The 25,736-nt window shown below is 62.6% G+C and carries 27 protein-coding genes; 13 read left to right on the top strand and 14 right to left on the bottom strand.

Annotated features, from left to right (window positions below):
- Positions 1-87: 87 nt before the first annotated feature.
- A complete protein-coding gene (locus ACIQUG_RS09630; RefSeq protein WP_402320193.1) occupies positions 88-879 on the top strand; it encodes a ThuA domain-containing protein in 792 nt (263 codons plus the stop codon).
- A gap of 5 nt (positions 880-884) precedes the next feature.
- On the top strand, positions 885-1,928 hold the full coding sequence (locus ACIQUG_RS09625) for a Gfo/Idh/MocA family protein (RefSeq protein WP_402320190.1): 1,044 nt from the start codon (positions 885-887) through the stop codon (positions 1,926-1,928).
- A gap of 36 nt (positions 1,929-1,964) precedes the next feature.
- On the opposite strand, the gene ACIQUG_RS09620 is transcribed toward ACIQUG_RS09625, so the two are convergent.
- Positions 1,965-3,239, bottom strand: a complete 1,275-nt coding sequence (locus ACIQUG_RS09620) for an alpha/beta hydrolase (RefSeq protein ID WP_245281562.1) — start codon at positions 3,237-3,239, stop codon at positions 1,965-1,967.
- Between the two features lie 340 nt (positions 3,240-3,579).
- Between ACIQUG_RS09620 and ACIQUG_RS09615 the strand changes: the two genes are divergently transcribed.
- The 6 genes from ACIQUG_RS09615 to ACIQUG_RS09590 are packed head-to-tail and all read left to right on the top strand — an operon-like array spanning position 3,580 to position 9,951.
- Positions 3,580-4,635 carry a dipeptidase gene (locus ACIQUG_RS09615; protein WP_402320187.1) on the top strand — a complete coding sequence of 352 codons (1,056 nt, stop codon included), beginning with the start codon at positions 3,580-3,582 and terminating at the stop codon, positions 4,633-4,635.
- A 48-nt stretch (positions 4,636-4,683) separates the two neighbouring features.
- Entirely contained in the window at positions 4,684-6,324 is a 1,641-nt protein-coding gene (locus ACIQUG_RS09610) for an ABC transporter substrate-binding protein (RefSeq protein WP_043611722.1), read from the top strand.
- A gap of 42 nt (positions 6,325-6,366) precedes the next feature.
- On the top strand, positions 6,367-7,428 hold the full coding sequence (locus tag ACIQUG_RS09605) for an ABC transporter permease (RefSeq protein ID WP_402320183.1): 1,062 nt from the start codon (positions 6,367-6,369) through the stop codon (positions 7,426-7,428).
- Positions 7,425-8,357, top strand: coding sequence for an ABC transporter permease (locus tag ACIQUG_RS09600; RefSeq protein WP_043611718.1), 933 nt, complete (start codon positions 7,425-7,427; stop codon positions 8,355-8,357). The genes ACIQUG_RS09605 and ACIQUG_RS09600 overlap by 4 nt, the downstream gene beginning before the upstream one ends.
- A complete protein-coding gene (locus ACIQUG_RS09595) occupies positions 8,354-9,187 on the top strand; it encodes an ABC transporter ATP-binding protein (RefSeq protein WP_402320180.1) in 834 nt (277 codons plus the stop codon). The genes ACIQUG_RS09600 and ACIQUG_RS09595 overlap by 4 nt, the downstream gene beginning before the upstream one ends.
- Positions 9,184-9,951, top strand: coding sequence for an ABC transporter ATP-binding protein (locus ACIQUG_RS09590; protein ID WP_402320177.1), 768 nt, complete (start codon positions 9,184-9,186; stop codon positions 9,949-9,951). The genes ACIQUG_RS09595 and ACIQUG_RS09590 overlap by 4 nt, the downstream gene beginning before the upstream one ends.
- A 77-nt stretch (positions 9,952-10,028) precedes the next feature.
- On the opposite strand, the gene ACIQUG_RS09585 is transcribed toward ACIQUG_RS09590, so the two are convergent.
- From ACIQUG_RS09585 to ACIQUG_RS09525, 13 genes are all read right to left on the bottom strand, one after another.
- Positions 10,029-10,766 (bottom strand): hypothetical protein, encoded by a 738-nt coding sequence (locus ACIQUG_RS09585; RefSeq protein WP_246764958.1) that lies wholly within the window; start codon positions 10,764-10,766, stop codon positions 10,029-10,031.
- Between the two features lie 191 nt (positions 10,767-10,957).
- On the bottom strand, positions 10,958-12,190 hold the full coding sequence (locus ACIQUG_RS09580; protein ID WP_402320173.1) for a class I SAM-dependent methyltransferase: 1,233 nt from the start codon (positions 12,188-12,190) through the stop codon (positions 10,958-10,960).
- A gap of 8 nt (positions 12,191-12,198) precedes the next feature.
- Complete coding sequence (rfbG, locus tag ACIQUG_RS09575) at positions 12,199-13,266, bottom strand: CDP-glucose 4,6-dehydratase (protein WP_402320170.1); 1,068 nt, start codon at positions 13,264-13,266, stop codon at positions 12,199-12,201.
- Positions 13,263-14,030: a glucose-1-phosphate cytidylyltransferase gene (gene rfbF, locus ACIQUG_RS09570; protein WP_402320167.1), complete on the bottom strand. Its 768-nt coding sequence runs from the start codon at positions 14,028-14,030 to the stop codon at positions 13,263-13,265. Before rfbF ends, rfbG begins: the two co-directional genes overlap by 4 nt.
- Before the next feature lie 100 nt (positions 14,031-14,130).
- Complete coding sequence (locus ACIQUG_RS09565; RefSeq protein ID WP_402320164.1) at positions 14,131-15,240, bottom strand: DegT/DnrJ/EryC1/StrS family aminotransferase; 1,110 nt, start codon at positions 15,238-15,240, stop codon at positions 14,131-14,133.
- A 99-nt stretch (positions 15,241-15,339) separates the two neighbouring features.
- The gene (locus tag ACIQUG_RS09560; RefSeq protein ID WP_402320161.1) at positions 15,340-16,491 is read right to left on the bottom strand and encodes a class I SAM-dependent methyltransferase; all 1,152 of its coding nucleotides are present in this window, start codon (positions 16,489-16,491) and stop codon (positions 15,340-15,342) included.
- Entirely contained in the window at positions 16,488-17,345 is an 858-nt protein-coding gene (locus tag ACIQUG_RS09555) for a phytanoyl-CoA dioxygenase family protein (RefSeq protein WP_402320158.1), read from the bottom strand. Before ACIQUG_RS09555 ends, ACIQUG_RS09560 begins: the two co-directional genes overlap by 4 nt.
- 177 nt (positions 17,346-17,522) lie before the next feature.
- On the bottom strand, positions 17,523-18,236 hold the full coding sequence (locus tag ACIQUG_RS09550; RefSeq protein WP_402320155.1) for a metallophosphoesterase family protein: 714 nt from the start codon (positions 18,234-18,236) through the stop codon (positions 17,523-17,525).
- Positions 18,233-19,219, bottom strand: a complete 987-nt coding sequence (locus ACIQUG_RS09545) for an ATP-grasp domain-containing protein (protein ID WP_402320152.1) — start codon at positions 19,217-19,219, stop codon at positions 18,233-18,235. Before ACIQUG_RS09545 ends, ACIQUG_RS09550 begins: the two co-directional genes overlap by 4 nt.
- Entirely contained in the window at positions 19,219-20,094 is an 876-nt protein-coding gene (locus tag ACIQUG_RS09540; RefSeq protein WP_402320149.1) for an NAD-dependent epimerase/dehydratase family protein, read from the bottom strand. Before ACIQUG_RS09540 ends, ACIQUG_RS09545 begins: the two co-directional genes overlap by 1 nt.
- Positions 20,091-20,816, bottom strand: coding sequence for a class I SAM-dependent methyltransferase (locus tag ACIQUG_RS09535; RefSeq protein ID WP_402320146.1), 726 nt, complete (start codon positions 20,814-20,816; stop codon positions 20,091-20,093). The genes ACIQUG_RS09540 and ACIQUG_RS09535 overlap by 4 nt, the downstream gene beginning before the upstream one ends.
- Positions 20,813-21,529 carry a WbqC family protein gene (locus tag ACIQUG_RS09530; RefSeq protein ID WP_402320143.1) on the bottom strand — a complete coding sequence of 239 codons (717 nt, stop codon included), beginning with the start codon at positions 21,527-21,529 and terminating at the stop codon, positions 20,813-20,815. Before ACIQUG_RS09530 ends, ACIQUG_RS09535 begins: the two co-directional genes overlap by 4 nt.
- Positions 21,530-21,585: 56 nt before the next feature.
- Positions 21,586-22,338: a cephalosporin hydroxylase family protein gene (locus ACIQUG_RS09525; RefSeq protein WP_402320141.1), complete on the bottom strand. Its 753-nt coding sequence runs from the start codon at positions 22,336-22,338 to the stop codon at positions 21,586-21,588.
- A 189-nt stretch (positions 22,339-22,527) separates the two neighbouring features.
- Between ACIQUG_RS09525 and rfbC the strand changes: the two genes are divergently transcribed.
- The 5 genes from rfbC to ACIQUG_RS09500 all read left to right on the top strand — a co-directional run bounded on the left by rfbC (position 22,528) and on the right by ACIQUG_RS09500 (position 25,662).
- On the top strand, positions 22,528-23,088 hold the full coding sequence (gene rfbC, locus ACIQUG_RS09520; RefSeq protein WP_402320138.1) for a dTDP-4-dehydrorhamnose 3,5-epimerase: 561 nt from the start codon (positions 22,528-22,530) through the stop codon (positions 23,086-23,088).
- Between the two features lie 64 nt (positions 23,089-23,152).
- The gene (locus ACIQUG_RS09515) at positions 23,153-23,623 is read left to right on the top strand and encodes an aminoacyl-tRNA deacylase (protein WP_402320657.1); all 471 of its coding nucleotides are present in this window, start codon (positions 23,153-23,155) and stop codon (positions 23,621-23,623) included.
- 222 nt (positions 23,624-23,845) lie between these two features.
- Complete coding sequence (locus ACIQUG_RS09510) at positions 23,846-24,160, top strand: hypothetical protein (RefSeq protein WP_402320136.1); 315 nt, start codon at positions 23,846-23,848, stop codon at positions 24,158-24,160.
- A gap of 274 nt (positions 24,161-24,434) precedes the next feature.
- Positions 24,435-25,112: a L,D-transpeptidase gene (locus ACIQUG_RS09505; RefSeq protein WP_402320133.1), complete on the top strand. Its 678-nt coding sequence runs from the start codon at positions 24,435-24,437 to the stop codon at positions 25,110-25,112.
- Between the two features lie 13 nt (positions 25,113-25,125).
- Positions 25,126-25,662 (top strand): OmpA family protein, encoded by a 537-nt coding sequence (locus ACIQUG_RS09500; protein WP_402320130.1) that lies wholly within the window; start codon positions 25,126-25,128, stop codon positions 25,660-25,662.
- Positions 25,663-25,736: the final 74 nt, after the last annotated feature.

Genomic DNA, 25,736 nt, shown 5'->3' with positions numbered 1-25,736 from the left:
GACACCCAAAGCTTCGGGGTCGCCAATTCCCGGCGGCCCCATCTATCGTAAGACGACAGGCCCGCAAGGGGCGAACACGCAAGGAGAATGACCGTGCCTATCAGAACAGTTGTTTGGGGCGAGAATATTCACGAGCAGACCAACGAGATCGTCCGCAGCATTTACCCGAACGGGATGCACAACACGATCGCAGCGGCGTTGAACACAGAAGGTGGCATCGAGGCGACGACGGCCACGCTGCAGGAGCCGGACCATGGCCTCAGCGTCGAGCGCCTGGCCAATACCGACGTACTCCTGTGGTGGGGCCACAAGGACCACGGCGCCGTCAGCGACGAGATTGTCGAGCGCGTTGCCAAGCGCGTCTGGGAAGGCATGGGCCTGATCGTGCTGCATTCCGGCCATTTCTCCAAGATCTTCAAGCGGCTGATGGGCACCCCTTGCGCGCTGAAGTGGCGCGAAGCCGGCGAGCGTGAACGCGTCTGGGCGATCAATCCGCGTCACCCGATCGCCGAAGGCATCGACGAGAACTTCGTGCTCGAAAACGAAGAGATGTATGGCGAGCAATTCTCGGTGCCGGAGCCGCTCGAAACCGTGTTCATCTCGTGGTTTGCCGGCGGCGAAGTGTTCCGCTCGGGCCTCACCTGGCGTCGCGGCGCCGGCAACATCTTCTATTTCCGTCCGGGCCACGAGACCTACCCGACCTATCACGACGCCAATGTGCAGAAGGTGCTGCGCAATTCGGTGAAGTGGGCCTACAACGCCGACAACCGCTACACGGCCATCCATGATGCGCCGAACGTACCGGTCGAAGAGGCGCTGGAGCCGATCGTCGAGCGTGGGCCGCGGCTGCACCAGGCCGGCGAAGCGGGATACAGGTGAGCATCATGCGTCTTCTCATTGTAGGAACCGGTGGCATGGCGAACAGCCATGCCCAGGCCTTTGCCAAGATCGAAAGCGTCGAGATGGTCGGCGCTGTCGACGTCGATCCCGCACGGGCCAAGGCTTTTGCCGACAAGCACGGCATTGCCGAGACCTTCACCTCGCTCGACGAGGCGATCGCCTGGGGCAAGTTCGATGCGGCGACGAACGTGACGCCGGACAAGGCACATCACCCGACGACGCTGGCGCTCATTGGTGCCGGCAAGCACGTGCTGTGTGAAAAGCCGCTCGCCGAGAACTATGCCAAGGCGGCGGAGATGGCGGAAGCGGCCGAACGTTCCGGTTTGGTGACCATGGTCAACCTCACTTACCGCAACGTCGCGCCGCTGCAGAAGGCACGTGCCATGGTGCTTGCCGGCGATGTCGGCAAGCTGCGCCACCTCGAGGCGTCCTACCTACAGAGCTGGCTCGTTTCCAAGGCCTGGGGCGACTGGGCGACGGAATCGCAATGGCTGTGGCGGCTCTCGACCAAGCACGGTTCGAACGGCGTGCTCGGCGATGTCGGCATCCACATCCTCGATTTTGCCGGTTATGGCGCGGGCACGGACGCCGCCCGGATCTTCGCGCGGCTGAAGACCTTCGACAAGGCGCCCGGCAACCGCATCGGCGAGTATGACCTCGACGCCAATGACAGCTTCGTCATGACGGCCGAGTTCGGCAACGGCGCCATGGGCGTCGTCCATGCCAGCCGCTGGGCGACCGGGCATCTGAACGAACTCCGACTCAGGCTGCACGGCGACAAGGGTGCGCTTGAAGTGGTGCACACGCCCGATGGGTCGACGCTGCGCGCCTGCCTCGGCGCCGACGTCGAAACCGCGACCTGGCGCGATGTCGATGCGGGCACCGTTGCGACGAACTACGAGCGCTTCGTGGCTGCCGTCCGCAAGGGCAAGACCGAAGAGCCGGGGTTCCGCCATGCCGCAAATCTGCAGAAGGTCCTCGACCTGGCCATGGAGACGGAAGCCGGGCGGCGCGAGCTTCCCGTCTGAAGCGCCCTTTGCGCGTTCGTATGAACGCGGGGCGCTCTAGCGAGAGTGACGGTCGGGGGTGGTGCTTTTGGCAACTCCCCCGCTTTGCGGCCCTGTCCAAGGCGTCACCGCCGAGCCGACGGTGTTTTCCATCGACTGGCCGAGCCGCCGCACCTGCGCGTCGTAGTTTCTGCGGGTGTTGGGGTCGAAAATCATGATCGGTGTCGAGACCGCAAGGCTTGCCGCACTGCCGACCGTCTGGGTGGCGCCGAGCGTGACGGCGCCGAGACGCTCGCCGAGCCCGACATCGGAATCGGTTACGGTCTGACCGGCGATCAGGCGGTTGCCAAGCAGCCGCACGACTTCCGGGCTTTCAGCGAACTTGCCGTGGTTCAGCTTGTCGCCGCCCTTCAGCGCCGTCAGGTCGATGACGCTGATGCCCGCCTGTTCCAGCTGCGTGCGGTAGGGCTCGGCGGTCGGATCGATCTGTCCGAGACGGTCGACATTGCCGGAAATGCGCCGCGACAGATTCAGCGCCCGGTCGTCGCGCGACACGAACAGCGTGAACTTCGGCCGCTTTTCGCCCATGGCGCGTAGCTGTTGACCGAAGACGTCGACGTCGAGATCGGGTGATGCGAGAATGACGTCGGTGATCTTGGGGGCGATGCGTCCGTCACGGATCGCCATCTGGCGCAGCGCCTCGACTGTTAGCCACGAGCCCATGGAGTGGGCCATCACGGTGATCTCACCAACCGAGGGATTGCTCGCGGCGCGCTTGAGAAGTTCCTCCAGCGCGTCGCGCGAATAGTTGGTGCTTTCCTTGTCGTAATTGTAGTCGAAGATGCTGGCGCGCGAAGGCCAGGTGAAGATCACCGGCGCGACGTCGGTGCCGCTGTCATGCACGATCTGAGCAAAACGGTAGACGGCGTCCTCGTAGCGGTTGTTGAAGCCGTGCACGAAGATCAGCACGCGTCGCGTCTTCGGCAGATTGCCCTTCAACCAACTCTGAACGTCGTTGCCCTCGTTGAGCGGGGTTACGCTGACGGTCGAGAAATCGCGCTCCGGATTGGCCGGCAGCTTCTTCGGCCACTGCACCTGGCCGACTTCGCGGTTCTTCTCGGGCGGAATGGAGACGACGATTTCCGTTAGAGAAAGCTGTACCGACCGTTCGCCGCTAAAAAGCACGCCCGGCTCTGCGGTCGGCGCGCGTGTCGTCGCCACCATCAGATCGACCTGCGAGGCGCCGCCCGTCGTGCCCGAAGGCACGAGCACGCCAACCGGGCGGCCGGCGCACGCCGCAAGTGTCGCGGCCAGCAGAAGTGTTGCGGCGATGCGGCTCCAGTGCCCCTTCGAGGTAGAAAACGGACGCAGCAACCAACCCCCCAGTGCCGCATCATGCGGCGCAACCGGCCCGAAACATCCGGACCGGTTGTCTCCATGCATGAGAAACGGCCGATTTTCACCCCTCGACCGACCCCAAGCGCCTGTGAGGGCTGCGTTTGCCGGCGGCGATGCGGCAATCATGCAACATTTCGCTACAGGCAGGCCTGGGTAAAACCCCCTTATATTCATTGAAAAGGCTTTGGGCTTTCACTAGCATCGCTTCGACTTTCCCCTGGACGTGACCCGAACGGCCCGTCCGATCTCCCTGAAATGATAAGGAAATTCAGGAATGCAGGCGGTTTTCGATGGCCACAACGACGTGCTTCTGCGTCTGTGGCAGAACGCCCGGAAGGGCCAGGACCCGGTACGCGAATTCGTCGACGGCATCGACCAGGGCCATATCGATGCGCCGCGCGCCAAGGCGGGCGGCCTCGTCGGTGGCCTCTCGGCAATCTACGTGCCCTCGGGTGATCTCGTCCTGCAGCCGCCGAACGAGAGCGGCCACTACGAAACACCGCTTTCGGCACCGCTCGAACACCTGCCGTCGCTGGCGATCGCCATGGAGCTCGTCGATATCGCCGTGCGCCTCGACCGGGCAGGGGCGTGGAAGCTCTGCCGGTCGACCGCCGAAATCCGTGGAGCGGTCGAAGCCGGCGTCTTTGCCTCGGTCCTGCACATGGAAGGCTGCGAGGCGATCGGTGCCGATCTTTCCGCGCTTGAAACCTTCTATGCCGCGGGCCTGCGTTCGCTTGGGCCCGTCTGGAGCCGCCACAACGTCTTCGGCCATGGCGTGCCGTTCTCCTATCCGATGTCTCCGGACACCGCACCCGGACTGACGGACGCAGGCTTCGAGCTCGTGCGGGCCTGCAACCGTCTGGGCATTCTGATCGATCTTGCACACATCACCGAGAAGGGTTTCTGGGACATGGCGAAGACCACCGACCAGCCGCTGGTCGCCAGCCATTCCAATGCGCATGCGCTGACCCCGGTCGCGCGCAACCTGACCGACAAGCAGCTCGACGCCATCCGCGAAAGCAAGGGCCTCGTGGGGCTCAACTACGCGACGACGATGCTGCGTGCCGACGGACAGGAAAATGCCGCAACGCCGCTTTCCGACATGGTGCGCCATGTCGATTATCTCGTCGAACGCATGGGCGTCGAGTGCGTCGCACTCGGTTCGGACTTCGACGGGGCGACGATCCCCGAGGGGATCGCTGATGCGGCCGGTAGCCAGGCGCTCGTTGCAGCGCTCAGAAGCGCCGGATATGGTGATGCCGAACTGGCAAAGATATGCCGGGAGAACTGGTGGAGAGTTCTGGGGCAGGCTTGGCACGAGGCCGCCTGAACCCATGAAGAAGGGGCCCAAAAGGGCGCAAACGAGGGAACTGCAAACATGATGCACAAGCTCAATGGACGTCTTCGTCTTCTGACGGCTTCTGCGGCGCTGGCCATGGTGATGGCTGCAACCGCACCGGCCTTCGCGGAAACGCCGAAGGACACGCTGGTCGAAGCCTTTGCGATCGACGACGTCATTACCATGGATCCGGGCGAAGCCTTCGAGCTGACCGCGGCCGAAATCACCGGCAACACCTACAGCATGCTGGTGCGCCTCGACATCAACGACACGACCAAGGTCGTCGGCGACCTCGCCGACAGCTGGACCGTGTCCGACGACGGCCTGACCTATACGTTCAAGCTGAAGCCCGGCCTGAAGTTCGCTTCCGGCAACCCGGTGACCGCTGAAGACGTCGCCTGGTCGTTCGAACGTGCCGTAAAGCTCGACAAGAGCCCGGCCTTCATTCTCACCCAGTTTGGCCTCACCGGCGACAACGTGACGGAAAAGGCCAAGGCAACGGATGAGCAGACCTTCGTCTTCACCGTCGATCAGGCCTATGCGCCGAGCTTCGTCCTGAACTGCCTGACGGCAACCGTGGGCGCTGTGCTCGACAAGAAGCTCGTTCTCGAAAACGTCAAGCCGGTCACGCCGACGGACGAGTACAAGTACGACAACGACTTCGGCAACGAATGGCTGAAGACCGGCTATGCCGGTTCCGGCCCGTTCAAACTGCGCGAATGGCGCGCCAACGAAGTCATCGTGCTCGAGCGCAACGACAACTTCTATGGCGAACAGGCCAAGCTCGCCCGCGTCATCTATCGCCACATGAAGGAAAGCTCGGGCCAGCGCCTGGCGCTGGAAGCGGGCGATATCGACGTGGCACGCAACCTCGAGCCGGGCGATTTCGACGCTGTTTCGAAGAATGGCGACCTTGCCACGACGAACGCGCCGAAGGGCACGGTCTACTACATCAGCCTCAACCAGAAGAACGCGAACCTCGCCAAGCCCGAAGTGCGCGAAGCCTTCAAGTACCTGGTCGACTACGATGCGATCGGCTCGACCCTGATCAAGGGCATCGGCGAGATCCACCAGAGCTTCCTGCCGAAGGGCGTTCTGGGTGCGCTCGACGAGAACCCCTACAAGCTCGACGTCGCCAAGGCGAAGGAACTGCTCGCCAAGGCCGGTCTCGCTGACGGCTTCACCGTCACCATGGACGTTCGCAACGGTCAGCCGGTCACCGGCATTGCCGAGTCCTTCCAGCAGACCCTCGGCCAGGCCGGCGTGAAGCTCGAGATCATCCCGGGCGACGGCAAGCAGACGCTGACGAAGTATCGTGCCCGTAACCACGACATGTATATCGGTCAGTGGGGCATGGACTATTTCGACCCGAACTCGAACGCCGAAACCTTCACCAGCAACCCTGACAACTCCGACGAAGGCAAGAACAAGACCCTTGCCTGGCGCAATGCCTGGGACGTTCCGGAGCTGACGAAGAAGACCAAGGACGCGCTGCTCGAGCGCGACAGCGCCAAGCGTGCGGAGACCTACAAGGAACTGCAGAAGACGGTGCTGGGCGAAAGCCCGTTCGTCATCATCTTCCAGCAGACCGAAGTCGCCGGCTACCGCGGCAACGTCAAGGGCCTGAAGCTCGGTCCGAGCTTCGACACCAACTTCGTCGCCGGCATCACCAAAGAATAAGCCGTCTCGAAGGAATAAACCGAAAGGATCGTTCCCTTGAGCATGAGCGGAACAGGGACAGTGGACGGGCGCAAACGCGCCCGTCCCGGTAAGATCGTGGCAGCGGTGCTGCGCTTTCTTGTCGTTGTCATCACCACCTATCTCGGCCTTCTGGCCGTCACCTTTTTCATCGGCCGGGTCATTCCGATCGACCCGGTTCTGGCCGTTCTCGGCGACCGGGCGCCGACGCATGTCGTCGAAAGGACGCGCGAGGCGATGGGGCTCAATCTGCCCCTCTACCAACAATTCTTCATCTATGTCCGCCAGGCGCTGACCGGTGACTTCGGCATTTCGGTGCTGACGACCAATCCGGTCATGACCGACATTCGCCGCGTCTTCCCGGCGACCATGGAACTCGCGACGCTTGGCACGCTCATCGGCGCCCTGTTCGGCGTTCCGCTCGGCGTGCTTGCCGCCGTCAAGCGCGGCAGCATCGCCGACCAGATCGTGCGCGTCATCGGCCTTGTCGGCTATTCCGTGCCGATCTTCTGGCTGGCGCTCCTGTCGCTGCTGGTGTTCTACGCGCGGCTGAAGTGGGTCGCCTATCCCGGCCGTATCGATATCGTGTTCGAATACACGTTCACGCCGATCACGGGCTTCTATCTGTTCGATGCGCTCTGGCAGCGGCAATGGGATGTGCTGTGGGACGTGTTCCGCCACATCATCCTGCCGGCCTCGCTGCTCGGCTATTTCTCGCTCGCCTATATCAGCCGCATGACGCGCAGCTTCATGCTCAACGAGTTGCAGCAGGAATATGTCGTCGCGGCGCGCGCCAAGGGCCTGTCGGAGACCCGGATCATCTGGGGCCATGCGCTCCGGAACGCGGCCGTGCCGCTCGTAACCGTGATTGCACTTTCCTACGCAGGCCTGCTCGAAGGTTCGGTCTTGACCGAAACCGTCTTCGCCTGGCCGGGCCTCGGTCTCTACATCACCAACTCGCTGCAGAATGCCGACATGAACGCCGTGCTTGGTGGCACCATCATCATCGGTTCGGTCTTCATCGGCATCAATCTCCTGTCCGATCTTCTCTACCGGACGCTCGACCCGAGGACGCGCCAGCGATGAGCACCGTTACAGAAACCCGTCCGATGACGCGTCGCGAATGGCTGCTGTCCGATCGCCCGCAGTCGCGCACCCAGGCGCGGCTCGGCCGCGCCTATATGACGTGGCAGCGCTTTGCCGCCAACAAGCTTGCCGTTCTCGGCCTGCTCATCCTGCTGGCGCTGGTCTTCGTTGCCGCCTTCGCCGATCTCCTGGCGCCGCATTCGCCCTATATCGGCGATCTCGCCAACGCCCGTCTGCTGCCGCCGGGAACTCCGGGCTACCTGCTCGGCACCGACGATCTCGGCCGCGATATTCTCTCGCGGCTGATCCACGGCTCGCGGCTGACGCTGGCCGTCGTGCTTCTCGTCGCGATCATCGCAGCGCCTGTCGGGCTCATCGTCGGCGCGGTCGCCGGCTATGCCGGCGGCTGGGTCGATGCAGTGCTGATGCGCATCACCGATATCTTCCTCGCCTTCCCGAAGCTGGTGCTGGCGCTCGCCTTCGTTGCGGCCCTTGGTCCGGGCATCGAGAACGCCGTTATCGCGATCGCCATCACCTCCTGGCCGCCCTATGCGCGTATCGCCCGCGCCGAGACGCTGACGGTGCGCAACTCCGACTACATCGCGGCTGTTCAGCTCATGGGCGCGTCGCCGATCCGCATCGTCTTCCGCCATGTGATGCCGATGTGCATGTCGTCGCTGATCGTGCGTGTCACGCTCGACATGGCCGGCATCATCCTGACGGCTGCGGGCTTGGGCTTCCTTGGCCTCGGCGCTCAACCGCCGCTGCCGGAGTGGGGTGCGATGATCGCGTCTGGCCGCCGCTTCATCCTCGACCAGTGGTGGGTGGCAACGATGCCCGGCATCGCGATCCTGATCGTCAGCCTCGGCTTCAACCTGCTCGGTGACGGCTTGCGCGATGCGCTCGATCCGCGGGAGAGCGGCCAATGAGTGCGCTTTTGACAGTTGAAGACCTCAAGGTCTCGTTCCCGACCCGCACCGGCCTCGTAGAGGCCGTGCGTGGCGTTTCCTTCACGCTCGGTCACGAACGCCTCGGCATCGTCGGCGAAAGCGGCTCCGGCAAGTCGCAGACCGGCCGGGCGATCATGGGGCTGACGCCGGGCCATGCGCAGGTGACGGCAAAGCAATTGAACTTTGACGGCATCGACCTGCTTGCGGCATCGCCGAAGGTTCGGAGGGACCTGAGGGGCAAGCGCATTGCCATGATCCTGCAGGATCCGAAGTACTCGCTGAACCCGGTGATGAGCATCGGCCGGCAGATCGTCGAGACGCTGAGGCAGCACGAGAATGTCAGCCGCAGCGAAGCCCGGGAGAGGGCGCTCGACATGCTCTCGGCGGTGCAGATCCGCGATCCGAAGCGTGTCTATGATCTCTATCCGCACGAGGTTTCGGGTGGCATGGGCCAGCGCGCGATGATCGCGATGATGCTGGTTGCCGGGCCGGAATTGCTGATCGCCGACGAGCCGACCTCGGCGCTCGACGTGACGGTGCAGCTCGAAGTGCTCGGCATCCTCGACAAGCTTGTGGCCGAGCGTGGCATGGGCCTGATCTTCGTATCGCACGACCTGCGGCTGGTCTCGTCCTTCTGCGACCGGGTGATCGTCATGTATGCCGGCCGGATCGTCGAGGAACTGGCCGCATCCGAGCTTGCCAATGCCAAGCATCCCTATACCCAAGGTTTGCTGAACTGCATGCCGGCGATCGGGTCCGATCGTCATCCGCTGCCGGTTCTCGACCGCAAGCCGGAGTGGGCCCAATGACCTCTGCCGTTTCCGTTTCGAACCTTTCCGTCACCTATGACGAGTTCAAGGCGCTGAACGACGTCAGCGTCGAGATCGCACCCGGCGAATCCTTCGGGCTGGTCGGCGAGTCCGGATCCGGCAAGTCGACCTTGCTTCGGGCGATCGCCGGTCTCGCACCGGTCACGGGCGGCACCATTCGCGTGCATGACCGCATTCTTCAGGTGGCAAAACGCGACAAGGCCTTCTACCGCGCCGTGCAGATGGTGTTTCAGGATCCTTACGGCTCGCTGCACCCGCGTCAGACGATCGACCGGCAATTGCTGGAACCGCTGGCGGTCCACGGCGTTGCCGACGGCGAGCGCCGCATCCTGAAGGCGCTGGACGAGGTCGGTCTCGGGTCGGGTTTCCGTTTCCGTTATCCGCACCAGCTTTCGGGCGGCCAGCGCCAGCGCGTTGCGATCGCTCGCGCGTTGATCCTCGAACCCTCGATCCTGCTGCTCGACGAGCCGACCTCGGCGCTCGACGCGTCGGTGCAGGCGGAAGTGTTGAACCTGCTCGAACAGGTCCGGCGCGACCATAAGCTGACCTTCATCATGGTCAGCCATGACCTCGGCGTCGTCACCCATATGTGTGAGCGGCTGGCGGTGATGCAGGGTGGACGCGTGGTCGAGCGCCTGTCCTCAGCGGACCTCGTCGCCGGGCGTATCGGTGAGGATTACACGCGCAGCCTCATGGTCGCGAGCAAAGGCTTTCAGCGCAAGGACGCTGCCGCGACCGCGTGACGGTATGGATACAAGCGGGGCCATCGTCCCGCTTGTATCGCTTCGTTTCGAAGCATCCGGTGCCTAAGCCCGGCGCGTTAAGCGCTTTGCCGCCAGACCGAGGTCGAGTCGGTGATCACCTTCTGGATGCGGCGCTGCTCGCGCCATTCCCGACCCATATCCTTGATGACCGGCTGCGACTCGGGCGAGAAGATATAGTTGCGGCGGCTGGCGACATAGGCCTCCATCGCCGGGTTGACGCCCGAATAGAACTGCTTCTCCGGATCGCGCGAGAGATCCATCAGACCGGCGCATTGGCGCGCGAAGTCGCCGCGAAGGATCGACGGCGACGTCGTGAACTTCGGGAACGTGCGAAACAGCGGGATCTTGATCCCGAACAGATACGCGTATTCGTTGCGCCGGTGGAAATGGCCCTTGCGGCGGATGTCCCAGTTCTGGTCCGCCGTATGGAACGAGACCTGGCTGATCGCCGGATCGGCGAACGGCGTCAGCAATTCCTCACCCATGTCCCGCAGCGAGATCCAGTCGTCCTCCAGATGGAAGACGTAGTCGGCGCTGGTGGCCGACCAGAGCTTCGCGACGGCTGCGCAAAAACCCGGGCTCTCGGGCTGGAATACGGTTCCGTCGGGGAAATGGTTGCGGAAAATCTCGACGCAGGCGCGATGATCCTCTTCCGACCCGAAAACCGGATCGAGATTGAGATAGGCGCCGCGCAGGTCGAGCCTGGAAAAGATTTTGTCCCGGAAACTCGCCAGCGTCTGGGCAAGCAGGTCCGGGCGCCGGGTGGCGACAAGGCATAGGTCAATCGTGGACATAGCACCTCCTTGGGTGCATTTTTTTCAACCGTCAATACCCACGCCACCCCTGACGTTCACTTAGATCGTGCCGAATTTACGGCAAAGTCACCGAATTTACGGCAAAGCGACCTAAGGCGATCAATAAAGTCGATTTTGGGTGGCTCAACGCGGTTTGGTTGAGAACTGTCCACACGTCCCGGTCTCTCGTATTAGAAGACGCTCAGCTTCGGAATGGCGACGACGAAGCGGCCGCCCCAGTCGCGAATTGCCTCGTTGTCTGCGACGATTTCGGTCTTCAGGTTCCAGGGCAGGATGACGAGATAGTCGGGCTTCGCATCCTCGATCACCGTCGGCGCGTGCACCGGAATATGGGTGCCGGGCAGGAGCTTGCCCTGCTTCAGGTCGTTGCGATCGACGGCGAAGGCGATCTCGCTGGGCGACAGGCCGCAGACATTGAGGAAGGTGTTGCCCTTCGCGGCGGCGCCATAGGCGGCTACGGTTTTTCCCTCGGCCTTGGCGTTTGCCAGGAAGTTCTGAAAATCCTTGCAGACGGCGGCAATGCGGTCGTCGAATGCCGTATAGGTCTCCATCCGCATCAGCCCGGCAAGCGCCTCGGTCGCCCGCAACCGCTCGAGCTCCAGCGTCGTCTCGCGTACGCCGGATCTCAGCTGTGCATAGACGCGCAGCGAGCCGCCATGGGTCGGCAGTTCCTCGACGTCGAAGACCTTGAGGCCGGAGCTTTCGAAGATGCGTTCGACGGCCGCCAGGGACAGATAGGAATAGTGCTCGTGGTAGATCGTGTCGAACTGCACGCCTTCCATCAGGCGCAGCAGGTGGGGGAACTCGAACGTCGCAACGCCATCGGGCTTCAGCAGGATGGCGAAGCCGCCGACGAAGTCGGCGATATCGGGAACATGGGCGAGCACGTTGTTGGCCGCCGTGAGGTCGGCGCGAATGCCGCGCTTGACGAGTTCCGTTGCCGTCTCCCGTCCAAAGAAGGCGACCTCGGTCGGCACCTGCCGCTCCTCGGCCAGTCGCGCCGCATTGGCGGCCGGCTCGATGCCGAGCGCCGGGATGCCCTTGGCGACGAAATACTGCAGCAGATAGCCGTCATTCGAAGCGATCTCGACCACCTGCGAATTGTTATCGAGCGCGAAGCGTTCGGTCATGCTCTCGGCGTAGCGGCGCGCGTGTTCGAGCCAGCTTGTCGAGAAGGAGGAGAGATAGGCGTAGCCGTCGGTGAAGATTTCGTCGGCCGGCACGTTTTCCGTCGTCTGCACCAGCAGGCACTCGGAGCAGACCATCGCCTTCAGCGGGAATGAGCGCTCGCGGGCGATGGCTTCCTGCGTCGGTTCGAGAAAGGAATTGGACCAGGGCGTGGAACCCAGGTCGGCAACGACGGTCTTGAGCGGTGTCGAGCAGAAACGGCAGTTGTGGGACATCGAAGTCGTTAGCCTCTCATGAATGCGTCGATATGGCTGAGTGTCAGGTCACGGGCGTCGGCGCCGCTGCGCCAGCCGTCGTACCAGTGCGCGGTCCAGGCGATGGCCTCGTCCTGGGATAGGCGTGTTGCCCATGGCAGCGTGCGTGCGGCGAGCGCCGGGTCGAGGCCGAGCGTCTTCATCTCGTGCGGCTGATCCTCGGATGAGGTGTCGCGCCATTGCGCGGGCAAGCCCATTGCGGTCTGGATCGCGGCGGCAACGTCCCGAACCGGGATCTGTCGCTCGTCGGGAGCCGGGCCGAAATTCAGCGCGGCCACATCGGTCTCGCCGCCATGAAGCGCCTCGGCATAGACGAAGTATCCGTTGAGGCAGTCGAGAACGTGCTGCCAGGGCCGAGTCGCCATCGGGCTGCGGATGTCCAGCGTCTCGCCCGAGAGGGCAGCGCGAACAATATCCGGAACCAGCCGGTCGGCGGAGAAATCGCCGCCGCCGAGCACGTTGCCGCCACGGGCGGTCGCCACCCTTATGCCGCGTTCACGCAGATAGGAATCCCGCCAGGTCGAAACGACCAGCTCGCAGGCGGCCTTCGAACCGGAATAGGGATCATGGCCGCCGAGCACGGCATCTTCCGGAAAGTGCCGGCCGCTTTCGTCGTTGCGGTAGACCTTGTCCGTGGTGACGACCAGAACGGTCTTGAGGGCAGGGGCCGCGCGTGCCGCCTCCAACAGGCGTACCGTGCCCATGACGTTGACGTCGAAGGTTTCGACCGGCGTCCGGTAGCTCTCGCGAACCAAAGGCTGGGCCGCCATGTGAAGGACGATCTGCGGGTCGCAGGCGCGCACGGCAGATGCGAGCGTGTCGCCGTCGCGGATGTCAGCGAAATGTTCGTCCGTGGCCGTTTCAGAGCCGAGCAGTGCGTGCAGCGAGGGGCTGGTCGCCGGCGACAGGCCGTAGCCGGTCACTTCCGCGCCCATCTGCGTCAGCCAGAGGCGGGCCCAGCTTCCCTTGAAGCCGGAGTGACCCGTCAGCATCACCCGCTTTCCGGCCCAGAAGGACGGGTCTGCAAGTCTGCTCATGCCCAGACTTTCCAGGGGGCCGCTCCGCTCTGCCAGAGGTCTTCGAGCTGGTTCTTGTCGCGCAGCGTATCCATCGGCCGCCAGAAGCCGGAATGCTCGAAGGCCATCAACTGGCCGTCTGCGGCGAGGCCTTCCAGGGGCTCCGCTTCGAACGGCGTTTGATCGCCTTCGATGCGATCGAGCACCGAGCGGTTGAGGACGAAGAAGCCGCCATTGATGTGGCCGTTGTCGCCTGCCGGCTTTTCGATGAAACTTCTGACCCGTCCATCGCTGACGGCCAGCGCGCCATAGCGGCCGGGCGGAACCACGCTGGTGACCGTCGCCTGGCGGCCGTGATGGCGGTGGAAATCGGTCAGCGCCCTGATGTCGATGTCGGCAACGCCGTCACCATAGGTGAGGCAGAACGTATCGCCGAGATGGTCGGCCACGCGCTTCAGGCGTCCGCCGGTCATGGAGTCCGTTCCGGTATCGACGAGCGTCACGCGCCAGGGCTCGGCTTTGTTCGAATGGAACAGGGTTTCGCCCGTCGCCATGCAATAGGTGACGTCTGAGGAATGCAGCACGTAGTTGGCGAAGTATTCTTTGATCATGTAGCCGCGATAGCCGAGGCAGATGACGAAATCCGAGAAGCCGTAGTGGCTGTAGATCTTCATGATGTGCCAGAGGATCGGCCGGCCGCCGATTTCGATCATCGGTTTTGGCCGGAGATGGCTCTCCTCCGAGATGCGCGTGCCATATCCACCTGCGAGAATGACGATTTTCATGCGACCCAGTCCCGTGCTTGCGTCCGCCCCCGGCACGACGCATTCCTGACTTCTAATATCCGGGCGAGCTTGCGCGTGGGTGGTCTCCGAAGCGCTGCGGTCAGGCGGCGAGGCAGCCGCGCAGGACGTCGACCACGCGACCGATTTCGTGCGAGGTCATATCGTGATAGCTCGGCAGGTTAATCGCGCGGCCTGGCAAGTCGTAGGCCACGGTGTTTGCCGGCGCCTCGTCAAAGGGCGGCAACGAACTCAGCGGCCAGAAGAAGACGCGGGCGTCGATGTTCTCGGCCGCAAAGGCACTCTGCAGAGCCTCTCGGGTGACGCCAGTTTCCGGCGCAAAGACGACGGTCGGCATCCAGAAGCCGTTCTTCGTTCCCTCGGGCTCCGGATTCATGGCAATGGCGTTCACGCCAGCAAGTTGCTCGCGATAGGCGTAGAAGATCTCGCGCTTGCGATCGACGAGCTCGCCGACGCGCTCGATCTGTGCGAGGCCGATGGCGGCCTGCAGGTTCGACATCTTGTATTTGAAGCCGATCTCGTCCGGCCAGAACTGCTTTTTCTGCCCGCGCGCCCGCCCGTGATTGGAAAGCGTCAGCACCTTTTCGTAGAGCGTCTCGTCGCTTGTGACGAACATGCCGCCTTCGCCCGTCGTCACGGTCTTGGTGCCGTGGAAGGAGAAAGCGCCAAAGGCGCCGAGCGATCCGGCCTTGCGGCCATGCCACTCGGATCCGAGCGCCTCTGCGGCATCCTCGACGACGGGGATGTTGTGCCGGGCGCCGATCTCAAGCAGGCGGTCCATGTCGCAGAGATTGCCGTAGATATGGACGGCGATGATCGCCTTGGTCCTTGGCGTGATCGCTGCCTCTGCCCTTTCCGGATCGATGCACCAGCTGTCGGCGAGCACGTCGACGAAAACGGGCTTTGCGCCCAAGTGGACGATCGGGGCGGCAGACGCGGTCCAGTTGGTGTCCGCAAGGATCACTTCGTCCCCGGGGCCGACGCCAAGTGCCGCAAGGCCCATGTGCAGCGCACCGGTGCAGCTCGATGTCGAGATCGCGTGCGTCGAGCCGAGATGCTCGGCAAAGGCCGCCTCGAAGCGGTTGATATAGTCGTAGCAGCGCTCGCCCCAGCCATAGGCCGCCGCATCGGTCGCATAGGCCACTTCACGGTCGGTGATCGAGGGTTTGGTGTAGAGAATGCGGGGTTTCATGGGGAGCACTTGGTGAACCGGGAGGTCGTAAGGGGCGTGGGGTGCCGGGCGGGATTTCACGATGTTTCGTCCCGCTCCGGCGTCTTGTGAGTGCTCTTGTCAGAGCCAAACGTGGTCGAGCCCATCCCGCTGCAGCCAGGGTTGCGCGGCAATCGCAGCGCGGGCCTTGAGCGGGTTGAGGCCGATGAACAGCGCTTCGGCTTCCTTCGGCAGTTCCTCGGGCGAAAGCACCGGGATGCCGAAATGGGTGGCGCCCTTCATGTTCTCGTTGCGGTCGAGGAATGCCACAACATCGACGGCCTTACCGATCCGGCAATAGATCCAGCTTCCGTAGAAGCCGGCGCCGTAGATCGCGACCTTGCGCTTGGCGTAACGCTCGACGCCGTCCTTCAGGGTTTCGGCTGCCTGGTTCCAGAAGGCGCAGATGTCGCGCGCCCGTTTGGCCGCGTCGGCAGTTTCAGCCGACGGCGCGGCTTTTTCGATCGGCGCCTCGGAGCGCCTTGCAACGACGAAGAATGCGCCGGGGAACGAGGTGCTGTCGACGGTCTGCACGTCGAAACCGGCGCTCGCCAAGGCGTGTTCGATCGACGCCGCGCTGAAATGGTTGAGATGATCAGCGACTGCCATGTCTCCCGGGTTGCCGGCGACGTCGGGCACCGAGAACAGGAAGATGCCGCCCGGTCGCATCAGGTCGCGCACCGTGCGCAGGAAGCCCACGGGGTCGGCTACGTGCTCAATGACGAAATGACTCATAACGGCGTCAAACGTACCCTGCCAGGCCTCGGGTACCGAATAGGTGGCTTGTGCCGCCTCCGGCACCCAACCCTGCCACGCGGGCGCATAATCGGAACTGACTTCGAAGACGTGCGGACGCAAATCCTTGCGGGCGGCGGTCATCTTGCGAAGCGTGTCAGCCTTGGCGGCGCCGTAGTCGAGGATGCTCGCGCCCTCAGGCAGGTCCAGCAGTCGCAGCGACAGGGCAGCCTGATGGTCGGTACGATAGGTGATCGTGCCATCGGCTGCGACCGAAAAGATCTGGTCGTGGTTCTCGCTGCTCAACGAGATCCGGTATTCCGTGTCATAAAAGGCCTGAATGTCCGGGATGTCGTCGCTTTGCGCGTGCCCGCAGGTTCCGCACACGAAGACACGCGTCGGCACGTCGAGCAGGGTCGTGCCCGACGTCAGCGCCGGTGCCGGAGCTTCATAGGACGGGGCGCCGATGTGGGTGCCGCAAACTCGGCACGCGCTCATGCAAGTTCCCCCTGCGGCGCGACGAGCTCGGGAAGCACCTCGGCATAATTGACGCCCGCGGCGAACGACCCTTGCCATCCGATGCGGATGCCGACCGGTTCGGCGTAGTTGAAATAGCGGAACTGGATACTCCAGCGCGGCGTCTGCGAGACATTGTGGCCGGACTGATGAAGCGTCAGGAAATCCATGAGGATCAGGTCGCCGGGCTTGCTGAGCGGGGCCACGTGCTTGTAGCGCGCCAGACGCTCCTCCGCCTTGTGCAGGAACAGCGAATAGGCACCGGTCTTGCCGAGGCCGGCATCATCTTCGTAAACCGGAACGAACCCTTCGGCCTGCGAGCCCTCGGCGATCTGAACCGGCCCCATGTCGGCGGTGACCGGCAAAAGCGGTGTCCAGAAGACGATGCCGTCGACGCTGCGCAACTGGCCGGGAAATTCCTGATGCCACTGGGCGCGGAACTTTTCTTCACCGGGGTTGTCGATGCGGATGCCATATCCCCCGGCAGCGAGACCCGGGATGCTTTCCGGTCGAAGCGCCTTGAAAACCTCGTCGTTGGCGGCGGAGCTCACGAGCCGCATGAAGGCGGGAATCTGCTTTACAGCATCATAGACTTCACCGCCCCAGGAGCGATTGACCGCAATCAGCTTGCGATAGGCGATAGTCATCGCCTCGTGCGCGGTGCCTGTCGGTGCATCGACGCCGTATTTCTTGCAGATCAGCTCAAGGATCTGGCGGATGCCTTCCTGGATCGGCTCGATCTGCGACTGGGCGTCGTAGAAGCCGGGCACGACGTGGTAGCCCTTGGTTGCGAATTCCTGGCGCGCGCTTTCGGAAATGATGGTGCCGTTTTTCATGATACGCCTGCTTCCTCCTTCAGGAATTCCTGCCGTGAGACGGTCGTCGGTAAAGTGCTCGGCGCATCGGGACCGGTGCGCGCGATGAGGTCCAGCATGGAACCTAGTGGGTGAAGCTTTCGCCGGGCTGTGGCGGTGCCCCGCCGTGGCGGACGCCTCCTTAAGGACGACCGGCCTTCAAGCAGGCAAGTCGCCGGCCGCGTCTGCCACGACGATCTTGTCGATGCGTCCACCAATCTGCGCGCCGATATAGAGGTTTTCATAGTGGCGAGGAGGGAAACCGGCCTGCCGCATGTGGTACGCGGTCCGGTCGATATCGTACGCGACACGGTGAAGTTCGATGGTGCCGTCTGACGCCAAGAGGGCAAAGGCTGCGCGGGGGTCGCCATCGCGCGGCTGACCGACCGAGCCCGGATTGCAGAAGACCTTGCCGCCGATCTCCAGGCGGACCTGCACATGGGTATGTCCGGCAAAAAGCCGTTCGCACCCGTCGGGAAACTGCGCTTCCGAGACCTTGTAGAGGTATTCGTCGATCGGATCCTGCCAGCTTCCGTGGACGAAATAGGTCGGTCCGTCGATGACGTGGGATCGCGAGCCGGCGAGCCATGCCCGCTGGTCCTCCGAGATGATGCCCCGTTGGTACTCGATGATGTCATTCACCGTCTTCGAGCGCGGGCAACCCTCTCCGCTGACGATGTAATAATCGTGATTGCCCATGAGATTGGTAATGCCGCGTGCCTTCAGCACGTCGATGCAGTCACCCGGCTGGGCGTAGTATCCGACGACGTCACCCAGCGACAGGATCGATCCGCATCCGAGTTCGTCGATGCGGGCAAGGACCGCCTCCAGGGCAGGGAGATTGCCATGGATGTCGGAAATGACCGCAATCACAGGACGACCAGGTCTTCGGAGTAGCGCCAGGCTCGACCGGATTTGACCTCCGGTTCCGCGGGCTCCTTCCCGTGCAGATAATAATCCAGCGCCATCGCCGCTTCGTTGTAGCCGAAGGCCGCGCGCAATGACGTGCTGCTCGAAAAGCGCGGGTTGATCTCCAAGAGGTAGGGGATCGTTCCCTCCAGTCGGAACTGGTAGTTCGTCGGCCCGAGTGGCTTGAAGTGTCGCGATAGCCTGCGCACGGCCTCGGTCAGCAGAGGCTCATCGACCACTTCGGCATATTGGGTGTTGCCGGCGACGGACAGCCTACGCTTGAAGGTGATCGGCGACAGCGTCGTGCCGTCACCGAAACCGAAGGCGCCGACGGTGTACTCCTGGTCATTGCTGCCGACATATTTCTGCACCAGGAAATCGTCAGCGCTTTTTCGCGTCCAGTAGTCGAAATCGGCGGCGTCCTTGAGCAAGGCAATTCCGCGCGAACCGTTGCCGCGACGCGGCTTCAGGAGCAGCGGCAAGGGGCCGAGCTCGCGCGTGCACTCTTCCAGGCTGCGACTGAGCGTGCTTGGAATGGCGAGGAAGCCCGCTTGCAGCAGCGCCTCGCCCATGTCCCACTTGTCCTGCCCGAGATCGATCAGCCCAGAAGTGTTCAAGACAATGCGCGCGTCCGTCGCATCGAAAAGCGCCCGGTGTTCGTTGAAGAAGAGGACATCGAGTTCCAGGCCCGGCAGCACCAGCGCGACGTTTTCTCGCCGCAGCAGTTCCAGCCAGAAATTGAGATATTCGGGAGACGTCTCGTCACAGGATGGCTTTGCGACAAAGTGGTCGCAGAAGTGTCGGCCGATGCCATTGGCGTCACGGTCGATGCCGATGATCCGGACCGGTCTATCGAGCATGCGCAGCGATGCGACGATGCCCTGGCCGATGATGGCTCCGACTGCGGTCACCACGACCGTCACGGCTTGCTTTGCGTCGTCGTACATCAATTCACATCCATCGGGCCGAACGCTTCGGCGGTGCCTGCCGACCGGATCATGCCAATACCGTCGCGCATCGCGATAAGCGGCGGCATCCCCAGTTTGGACAATGTTTCCCCACCATCCGGAAAGTTTACCTTGCGGAAGGGCGCTTTCTCCGCCGCAATCACGACGCTGCCCCCGAGCCCGAACGTCTCGTAGGCGATTGCAGCGATCGCGTCGCAGGTCATGGCTTCCGGGTGGACAACGTTGCAGATGCCTGACGCCTTCGTTTCAGCGGCCCGGATCATCATGTCGGCCGCATCTCTCACGTGCAGAAAGTTGCGCGTGCCGTGGGACGCGGGCATGCGGATGTCGAGCCCGCGGGACGCGTAGGCGACGATGCGTCCCATCCACGGCTGATGGAGGCAGCAACGGCCCTCTATGTCATAGAGCTGCGAAAACCGAAGGCTGCAAAAGCGAAAACCAAGCTTCTGCGAAGTCCATTCCAGGACTTGTTCCGCTATTTGCTTGCTGAGGCCGTAGGACGTCAACGGTGCCGCATCCAGCGTCTCGTCGGAGGAAAGCGAACCGGCATAGACGACGGCAAGGACCTGCAGCGATCTTGCGAGTTCGGCGACGTGAACGGCGCTTGACGCATTTGCGGCAAAGTTTTGCTTCACGCCCGATGGATCATCGGCGGCGAAGCTCGCAGCGCAATGGAAGAGGACGTCGGCCGTCAGGTTGCCCGATACCTTAGCCGGTCCCGCCGCGAGGTCGAAGGCGACGTCGTCCGTTTCCGTCCTCCCAACACTTATGGTTTGGACGCCTCGGTGCTGCAGGCGCGCGACAAGCTGGGCTCCCAGCATCGAACGCGCGCCGATGACGGCAGCAGTCTTCATGCCAGTTCCGCTTCCATCAGCAGGCCGACGCAAAGATCGGGGAACTCGATGCCGACCTTGAGCATGGCCTGCAGGTTGGCTTCGAAATCGGGCAGCGTTTGCAACACCGGCAGCGGCAGCGGCTTCAGATAGATGCCTTCCTCGTGCACCACGCGGAAGCCCTGATTTTCGATCTCTGCACGGAACGTATCGCGGCAATATTGGCGTTTGTGGCCGAGCGCCAGGTCGTTGGCATTCAGGCTGTAGATGTCGTCGATCTTGCCGAGCTCCACACCCAATCGTCTGTTCATGGACTTGGCGTTGGGAACGGCGGCAAACAGTCGGCCATTGGGCTTGAGAAAGCGGCGGAATCGGTCAAGGACAAAGGCGGGATCGTCGACGTGCTCGAGAACGAAGCCCATGATGATGACGTCGAAGCGCTCGTCCGTTTCGAAATCTTCGAAATAGGAGAAGACGATGTCGCCGGAGAAGTCCGGGCTGTTTTTCCTGAAGAGATCGATGACGAGTTGCGAGCCTTCGACGATAACGTGCCGGTCACACACCTTGTTGAAGAGGTGAGGGGTGTAGCCGTGGCCGATCCCGAGATCGAGCAGCGATTGGCATCGGCCGAAGCGCTCGACCATGCGCTGCGGGTACCAGTTGAGAATGAGATTGTTCTCGATCGATGTGACCGCGTTTGGAAGATATTCCGACGTCACATTGTCCAGGTTCTCGGCTTTCACTGGGTAAACTCCTTCCAATCGACGGTTCCGGAATGCACAAAATCTGCGCCTTGGGTTCCGCAATTGGCAACGAGGTCCAATGCGGTCACATAGGGCGTGAAGTCTCCGTGCATCTGCGGATAGGGTGTGCGTTCGTAGTTCATGTAGCGAACGGAGATGCCGTTCTGCCCGAAGAGGTCGTGATCGAGATAGTTCCGGGCGCCATGGCCGGTAATGTACGTCGTGCCTTCAAGATGCGCGGTGATGTCGTACACTCTCTCGCTGCTCGCCCCGCCAATGGTGAGCGCGTCCGATGAAACGAACGCCGGCCGGTCCAGCTTGAAGTAGCTTGCAAGCGCAAGCATGGAATTGCGCGCGATATCAGCAATCGTCGACGCGTCCCTAGCAAACACGTCATCGACCAGGTCCAGCATGTCCTTGAGGAATGGCGCCTTCCCATAGGCCTGCCGCAGCATGTCGCGATGGCTTCTGCGCCAATCGGTGCGATCGTCGATCAGCACCTCATCTATCCGCTGTCCGAGACGAAGATCTTTCAAAGGCACGCTCAGCCAGCGGATGCCGTTCTGCGTCTTGATCTGAACGCGGTTCGTGAAGCTGCCGCGCGAGAACTGCACATCGTCGTAATGGACGAAGACATCCGCCAGCTTGATTTGCTCCAGCATTCCAACCCAGGGAAAGTACATGGATTGTGAAATGACGATGTTCCGAGCCATCCGTTACCCGCGATCGAGAGTTGGAGAGCAGCGCCAGGGTGTTCTTACGGGCGGCCCTACTTGTTGATGCAGCGCAGATAGCCTCCGGGCGAGCTGGAAAGCACCAGCTTCCCGTTGATAACGTCGTCGGTCTCGAAGCGGTCGGTTTCCTTGAGGTAGGCGGTCAGCGCCGCATAGGGTTCGTCGCCCGGATGCCAGATCTTGGAACGTTTCGTCGGCGTCTTCGGAGCCTCGCCGTAGCCGAGCAACGTATCCGCGACGACGATGTACTGGCCCTCAGTGACGAGCGGGCCGTAGGTGCGCAATTCATCCAGCACGTGGTCGCGGCTGTGGTCGCTGTCGAGTACGACCATGACCGAAGCGCCCTCGGGGATCTCGGCCTTTACCTTGGCCAGCGTCTCGGCCGCCGTCGAGGGACCCTCGATCAGCGTGATGCGCGAGGACATCGGGTGCTTTTCGATGGAGTCGCGGTTATGGGCGCGGATGTCGATGTCGACACCGACGACCTTGCCCTTGCCGATAAGCTGCAGCATCGCGGCCATGAAGATCATGGACCCGCCGCGGGCGACGCCCGTTTCGATGATGATGTCGGGCTTGGTGTTCCAGATGACTTCCTGGGTCGCCATGACATCGGCCGGCATCTGGATGATCGGTACGCCCATGAACGACCAGAGATAGGAGTAGTCGTACTTGTCGAGCGTTACCAGGGTGTCGAGCGACTGCTGGAAGGCGTCCTCGTCCTTGCCGAGCGCGAGCGCCATTTCCGTCTTGTGGGCTTCGAATGCGAGACGATCGTCTTCCACTGCCATTGCTTCCTGACACCCTTTTTCGGATACAACCTACGGATACGCCTCGATCGCGAATCGCGATAAATGGCGCTTTCACCGATTCGTAACGCTTTCCTGTGAACGCTTTCATGTCGGCAATTGCAAATACGGTCAAGGCCGGTTTCTTAAGGGCGAAAAGACGGGTAGAGCTTGGTTCTGGCGGAAGGAACCATGTCGCGATTCGATCGAATATCTACACCCATAGCGGGTCTCATCGTCGTCGAGCGGCAACGCAGAGGCGATGATCGCGGTTTCTTCTCGCGCTTCTTCTGTCGCGAGGCGCTGGCCGATTTCGGTGGCGATGGAAAGATCGCGCAGATCAACCACACCCTGACGCAGGCAGCAGGCACGATCCGTGGCCTGCACTTCCAGCAGGCGCCGCACGACGAGGCGAAATTCGTCTCTTGCCTTTCCGGAGCGGTCTTCGATGTGGCGGTCGACCTGCGGCCGAATTCGCCGACCTATCTGCAATGGCACGGCGAAGTGTTGAGCGCGGACAACGGTCGCTCGATGATGATCCCCGGCGGTTTCGCCCATGGGTTCCAGACGCTGACCGAGGACTGCGAGCTGATCTATCTGCACGACAAGCCCTATGCGCCCGAGGCCGAAGGTGGGCTCAACCCGCTCGATCCGAGGCTCGCGATCGACTGGCCCTTGCCGGTCTCGCAGATGTCGCCGCGCGACCAGGCGCTCCCCTTGCTGCCGAACAGGATCGCCGCCGCCCGTCGTTGACTTCGTGAGGGATGGGAGGACAATGACCTCTCCGCGCCACCACGAGAGAGAAGGGGTGTCGACGATGACGATCGCCAGAAAACTTCAGGACTATATCGACGGTTCGGGTGTCGCCTACGACACCGTTGACCATCACCGCACGGCGACCACCAGCCAGACGGCACGAGCCGCGCATGTACCGGGCAGTCGGCTTGCCAAGTCCGTGGTCGTTCACCACGAAATGGGCTACGTGCTCGCCGTCGTGCCGAGCACGCACCGGGTCGAACTCTCGACCCTGCAGGACGTGATGGACCGCCGCCTCGGCCTCGCGTCGGAAGAGGAAGTCTGCAATCTCTTCGCCGATTGCGACATTGGCGCCGTGCCGCCGGTCGGTTCGGCCTATGACGTTCCGGTTCTGCTCGACGAAAGCCTGGGCGATGTGACTGACGTCTATTTCGAGGGCGGCGATCACCGGACGCTGGTGCATATGAGCGGTGCGAATTTCCGCAACCTGATGCGGGGCGCACAGATCGCCCGCTTCAGCCATCCGGCGTGACGGGCCGGTCAGAACGCGCTCACTTGCGCTGGCGTGCCGCTGGCCTCCGTGGCACCATCCGCTTGAAGCGGGAAGAACCGCCAACCGGTGGTCGAGAGTTGCTGTACCCGATTTTGGCCCGTCGGGCTTGTCAAAGCGCACGCTTGGCGGCACCATCGCGCTCGACGGACACCTTTATCTAGCTGGGTTGGGGGATCGATGGTGCGCATACGCTCTGCGAATATGTCCAAGTCTCTGGCAGTACTGCTGGTTGCGGCCAGCGTTCAGGCCTTCGGCTCTTCGGCACATGCCGAAGGCGTCCTGTTTGATCAATTTCCGTTTGCCGTCGCCTGCGAATACAAGGGCACGCAGCACGCCTTCTATCTGTCCAAGGCGACGGAGGACGGCACCGCGACCTACATGGCCTCGGATAACTTCGCCGGCACGATCACGCTGCATGGCGAGGCCAAGGCGGTTGGCTCCGATGCCGGCGGGAGCTGCCTTGGAAAGACGCTCGCCGAGCTGCGAGCCTCAGGGCAGGAACGCGATATCAAGTAATCTGCCCCGTAATGTCGGCGATCGTGGCTTATGCTCGCTCGGTGCTTGAGACGTGCCAGGCGCGGTTGCGCGTTGTGTCGGCGAGGCGAAGGGAAGCCGGTGTTTTATGAGCTTCTACGGTGTTTGCCGCCTGCTCGCTGACGGTCCACAGCGAGAAGAGCAATCTATTGGGTGGCCGTCATGAAAGAATCGATGCTTGAGAGTTTTCTGTTGTAGCAGTTCAAAAATCTGATTTACTGCAGCCTCGCTAATTGGCTTTCGGGGGATATTGCCGATGGTGTGGACCCGCAGGGAAACTATGCTTGGTGGTTTGGCGCTGCTTGGCGCCAACGCGCTTCAGAGCCCGGCACTCGCAAAGGCGACATCCTATTTTTCCGGCCCGGCCGTCGATAACGGCGTCACGTACCGGAGCACCAATTTCGCCAATATCGACAGGAAATGGCAGCGCCAGGTCGTCAAGTATTTCAGTAGCGAGCCGATCGGCACCGTCGTCGTCGATACCGGGCACCACTTTCTCTACCTGATCATGGAGAACAAGACGGCCATCCGCTATGGCGTCGGCGTCGGGAAAGAGGGCTTCAAGTGGTACGGCCGCGCGACGATCGACCGCAAATCGCTCTGGCCGCGCTGGACGCCGCCGCCGGAAATGCGTGAGCGCCACCCCGAACTGCCTGAGTTCGTCGAGGGCGGTTCGCCGAAAAATCCGCTCGGTCCCCGCGCCATGTACCTGCTGCGCGACGGCGTCGACACCGGTTACCGCTTCCACGGCACGCTGGAGCCCGGCAGCATCGGCAAGGATGCCTCTAGCGGCTGCATCCGCATGTTCAACGAGGATGCGATCGACCTTTACCAGCGTTGCCCGATCGGCACGGCGGTGCAGGTGCTGCCGCATATCGCCGACAAGGCCCCCGAGGTCAGCCAAGCAACCCCGGTCGCAACTCCGGTCGAATGAGGAATATCACCCGATGCCCGCTATGACCGGATTGACGAGGCTGCTGTCGGCGGCCGCCCTTCTCTTGACGCTTGCTTCCTGCAACACCACCGAAATCGCCGCGGTCGAAGAGCCCGCGGCCGTGCCGATGACCGGAAAAACCGACGACCCGGCGCCCGGTTTCGAAACCGTATCCGTCGGCACCGAGGAGGACTTTATCCTCAATGTCGGCCGCCGGACCTACTTCACACAGGATTCTTCCACACTCGACAGCGTCGCCAAGGCGACGCTCGACAAGCAGGCGATCTGGCTCAACAGCAACCCGCGCTGGCTGGTAAAACTGCAGGGCTTCTCCGACGACAGCGGTTCCGCCTCCAAGATGGAAACCCTGTCGCAGAAACGCGCCGACGCGGTGATGGCCTATCTGGTGTCCAAGGGCGTCGACCCCAACCGCCTCTGGGCCAAGGGCTACGGCAACGACCGCGAAGTGCGCGACTGCACCGAGCGCTCCTGCAAGGTCCAAAACCGCCGCGTTGTCTCCAATCTCAGGATGGAACGCGACGCCACGTGAGCGCGGCGCTGTCGGTTAAAGCGCAGCTCGACGGCGAGACCATTGTGCGCAGGCGCATGAGCGCTTTTGCTGGG

This window comes from Ensifer sp. NPDC090286, from assembly GCF_044769565.1.
In the GTDB taxonomy this organism is placed as follows: domain Bacteria; phylum Pseudomonadota; class Alphaproteobacteria; order Rhizobiales; family Rhizobiaceae; genus Ensifer.
The sequence above is the reverse complement of the archived record's forward strand: the minus strand, read 5'-3'. Positions and strand labels throughout refer to the sequence as shown.

Coding starts and splice junctions, on each gene's coding strand:
- ACIQUG_RS09630 (WP_402320193.1), top strand. CDS start 88: ATGACCGTGCCTATCAGAACAGTTGTTTGGGGCGAGAATATTCACGAG.
- ACIQUG_RS09625 (WP_402320190.1), top strand. CDS start 885: ATGCGTCTTCTCATTGTAGGAACCGGTGGCATGGCGAACAGCCATGCC.
- ACIQUG_RS09615 (WP_402320187.1), top strand. CDS start 3,580: ATGCAGGCGGTTTTCGATGGCCACAACGACGTGCTTCTGCGTCTGTGG.
- ACIQUG_RS09610 (WP_043611722.1), top strand. CDS start 4,684: ATGATGCACAAGCTCAATGGACGTCTTCGTCTTCTGACGGCTTCTGCG.
- ACIQUG_RS09605 (WP_402320183.1), top strand. CDS start 6,367: ATGAGCGGAACAGGGACAGTGGACGGGCGCAAACGCGCCCGTCCCGGT.
- ACIQUG_RS09600 (WP_043611718.1), top strand. CDS start 7,425: ATGAGCACCGTTACAGAAACCCGTCCGATGACGCGTCGCGAATGGCTG.
- ACIQUG_RS09595 (WP_402320180.1), top strand. CDS start 8,354: ATGAGTGCGCTTTTGACAGTTGAAGACCTCAAGGTCTCGTTCCCGACC.
- ACIQUG_RS09590 (WP_402320177.1), top strand. CDS start 9,184: ATGACCTCTGCCGTTTCCGTTTCGAACCTTTCCGTCACCTATGACGAG.
- ACIQUG_RS09585 (WP_246764958.1), bottom strand. CDS start 10,766: ATGTCCACGATTGACCTATGCCTTGTCGCCACCCGGCGCCCGGACCTG.
- ACIQUG_RS09580 (WP_402320173.1), bottom strand. CDS start 12,190: ATGTCCCACAACTGCCGTTTCTGCTCGACACCGCTCAAGACCGTCGTT.
- rfbG (WP_402320170.1), bottom strand. CDS start 13,266: ATGAGCAGACTTGCAGACCCGTCCTTCTGGGCCGGAAAGCGGGTGATG.
- rfbF (WP_402320167.1), bottom strand. CDS start 14,030: ATGAAAATCGTCATTCTCGCAGGTGGATATGGCACGCGCATCTCGGAG.
- ACIQUG_RS09565 (WP_402320164.1), bottom strand. CDS start 15,240: ATGAAACCCCGCATTCTCTACACCAAACCCTCGATCACCGACCGTGAA.
- ACIQUG_RS09560 (WP_402320161.1), bottom strand. CDS start 16,491: ATGAGCGCGTGCCGAGTTTGCGGCACCCACATCGGCGCCCCGTCCTAT.
- ACIQUG_RS09555 (WP_402320158.1), bottom strand. CDS start 17,345: ATGAAAAACGGCACCATCATTTCCGAAAGCGCGCGCCAGGAATTCGCA.
- ACIQUG_RS09545 (WP_402320152.1), bottom strand. CDS start 19,219: ATGTACGACGACGCAAAGCAAGCCGTGACGGTCGTGGTGACCGCAGTC.
- ACIQUG_RS09540 (WP_402320149.1), bottom strand. CDS start 20,094: ATGAAGACTGCTGCCGTCATCGGCGCGCGTTCGATGCTGGGAGCCCAG.
- ACIQUG_RS09530 (WP_402320143.1), bottom strand. CDS start 21,529: ATGGCTCGGAACATCGTCATTTCACAATCCATGTACTTTCCCTGGGTT.
- ACIQUG_RS09525 (WP_402320141.1), bottom strand. CDS start 22,338: ATGGCAGTGGAAGACGATCGTCTCGCATTCGAAGCCCACAAGACGGAA.
- rfbC (WP_402320138.1), top strand. CDS start 22,528: ATGTCGCGATTCGATCGAATATCTACACCCATAGCGGGTCTCATCGTC.
- ACIQUG_RS09515 (WP_402320657.1), top strand. CDS start 23,153: ATGACGATCGCCAGAAAACTTCAGGACTATATCGACGGTTCGGGTGTC.
- ACIQUG_RS09510 (WP_402320136.1), top strand. CDS start 23,846: ATGTCCAAGTCTCTGGCAGTACTGCTGGTTGCGGCCAGCGTTCAGGCC.
- ACIQUG_RS09505 (WP_402320133.1), top strand. CDS start 24,435: ATGGTGTGGACCCGCAGGGAAACTATGCTTGGTGGTTTGGCGCTGCTT.
- ACIQUG_RS09500 (WP_402320130.1), top strand. CDS start 25,126: ATGCCCGCTATGACCGGATTGACGAGGCTGCTGTCGGCGGCCGCCCTT.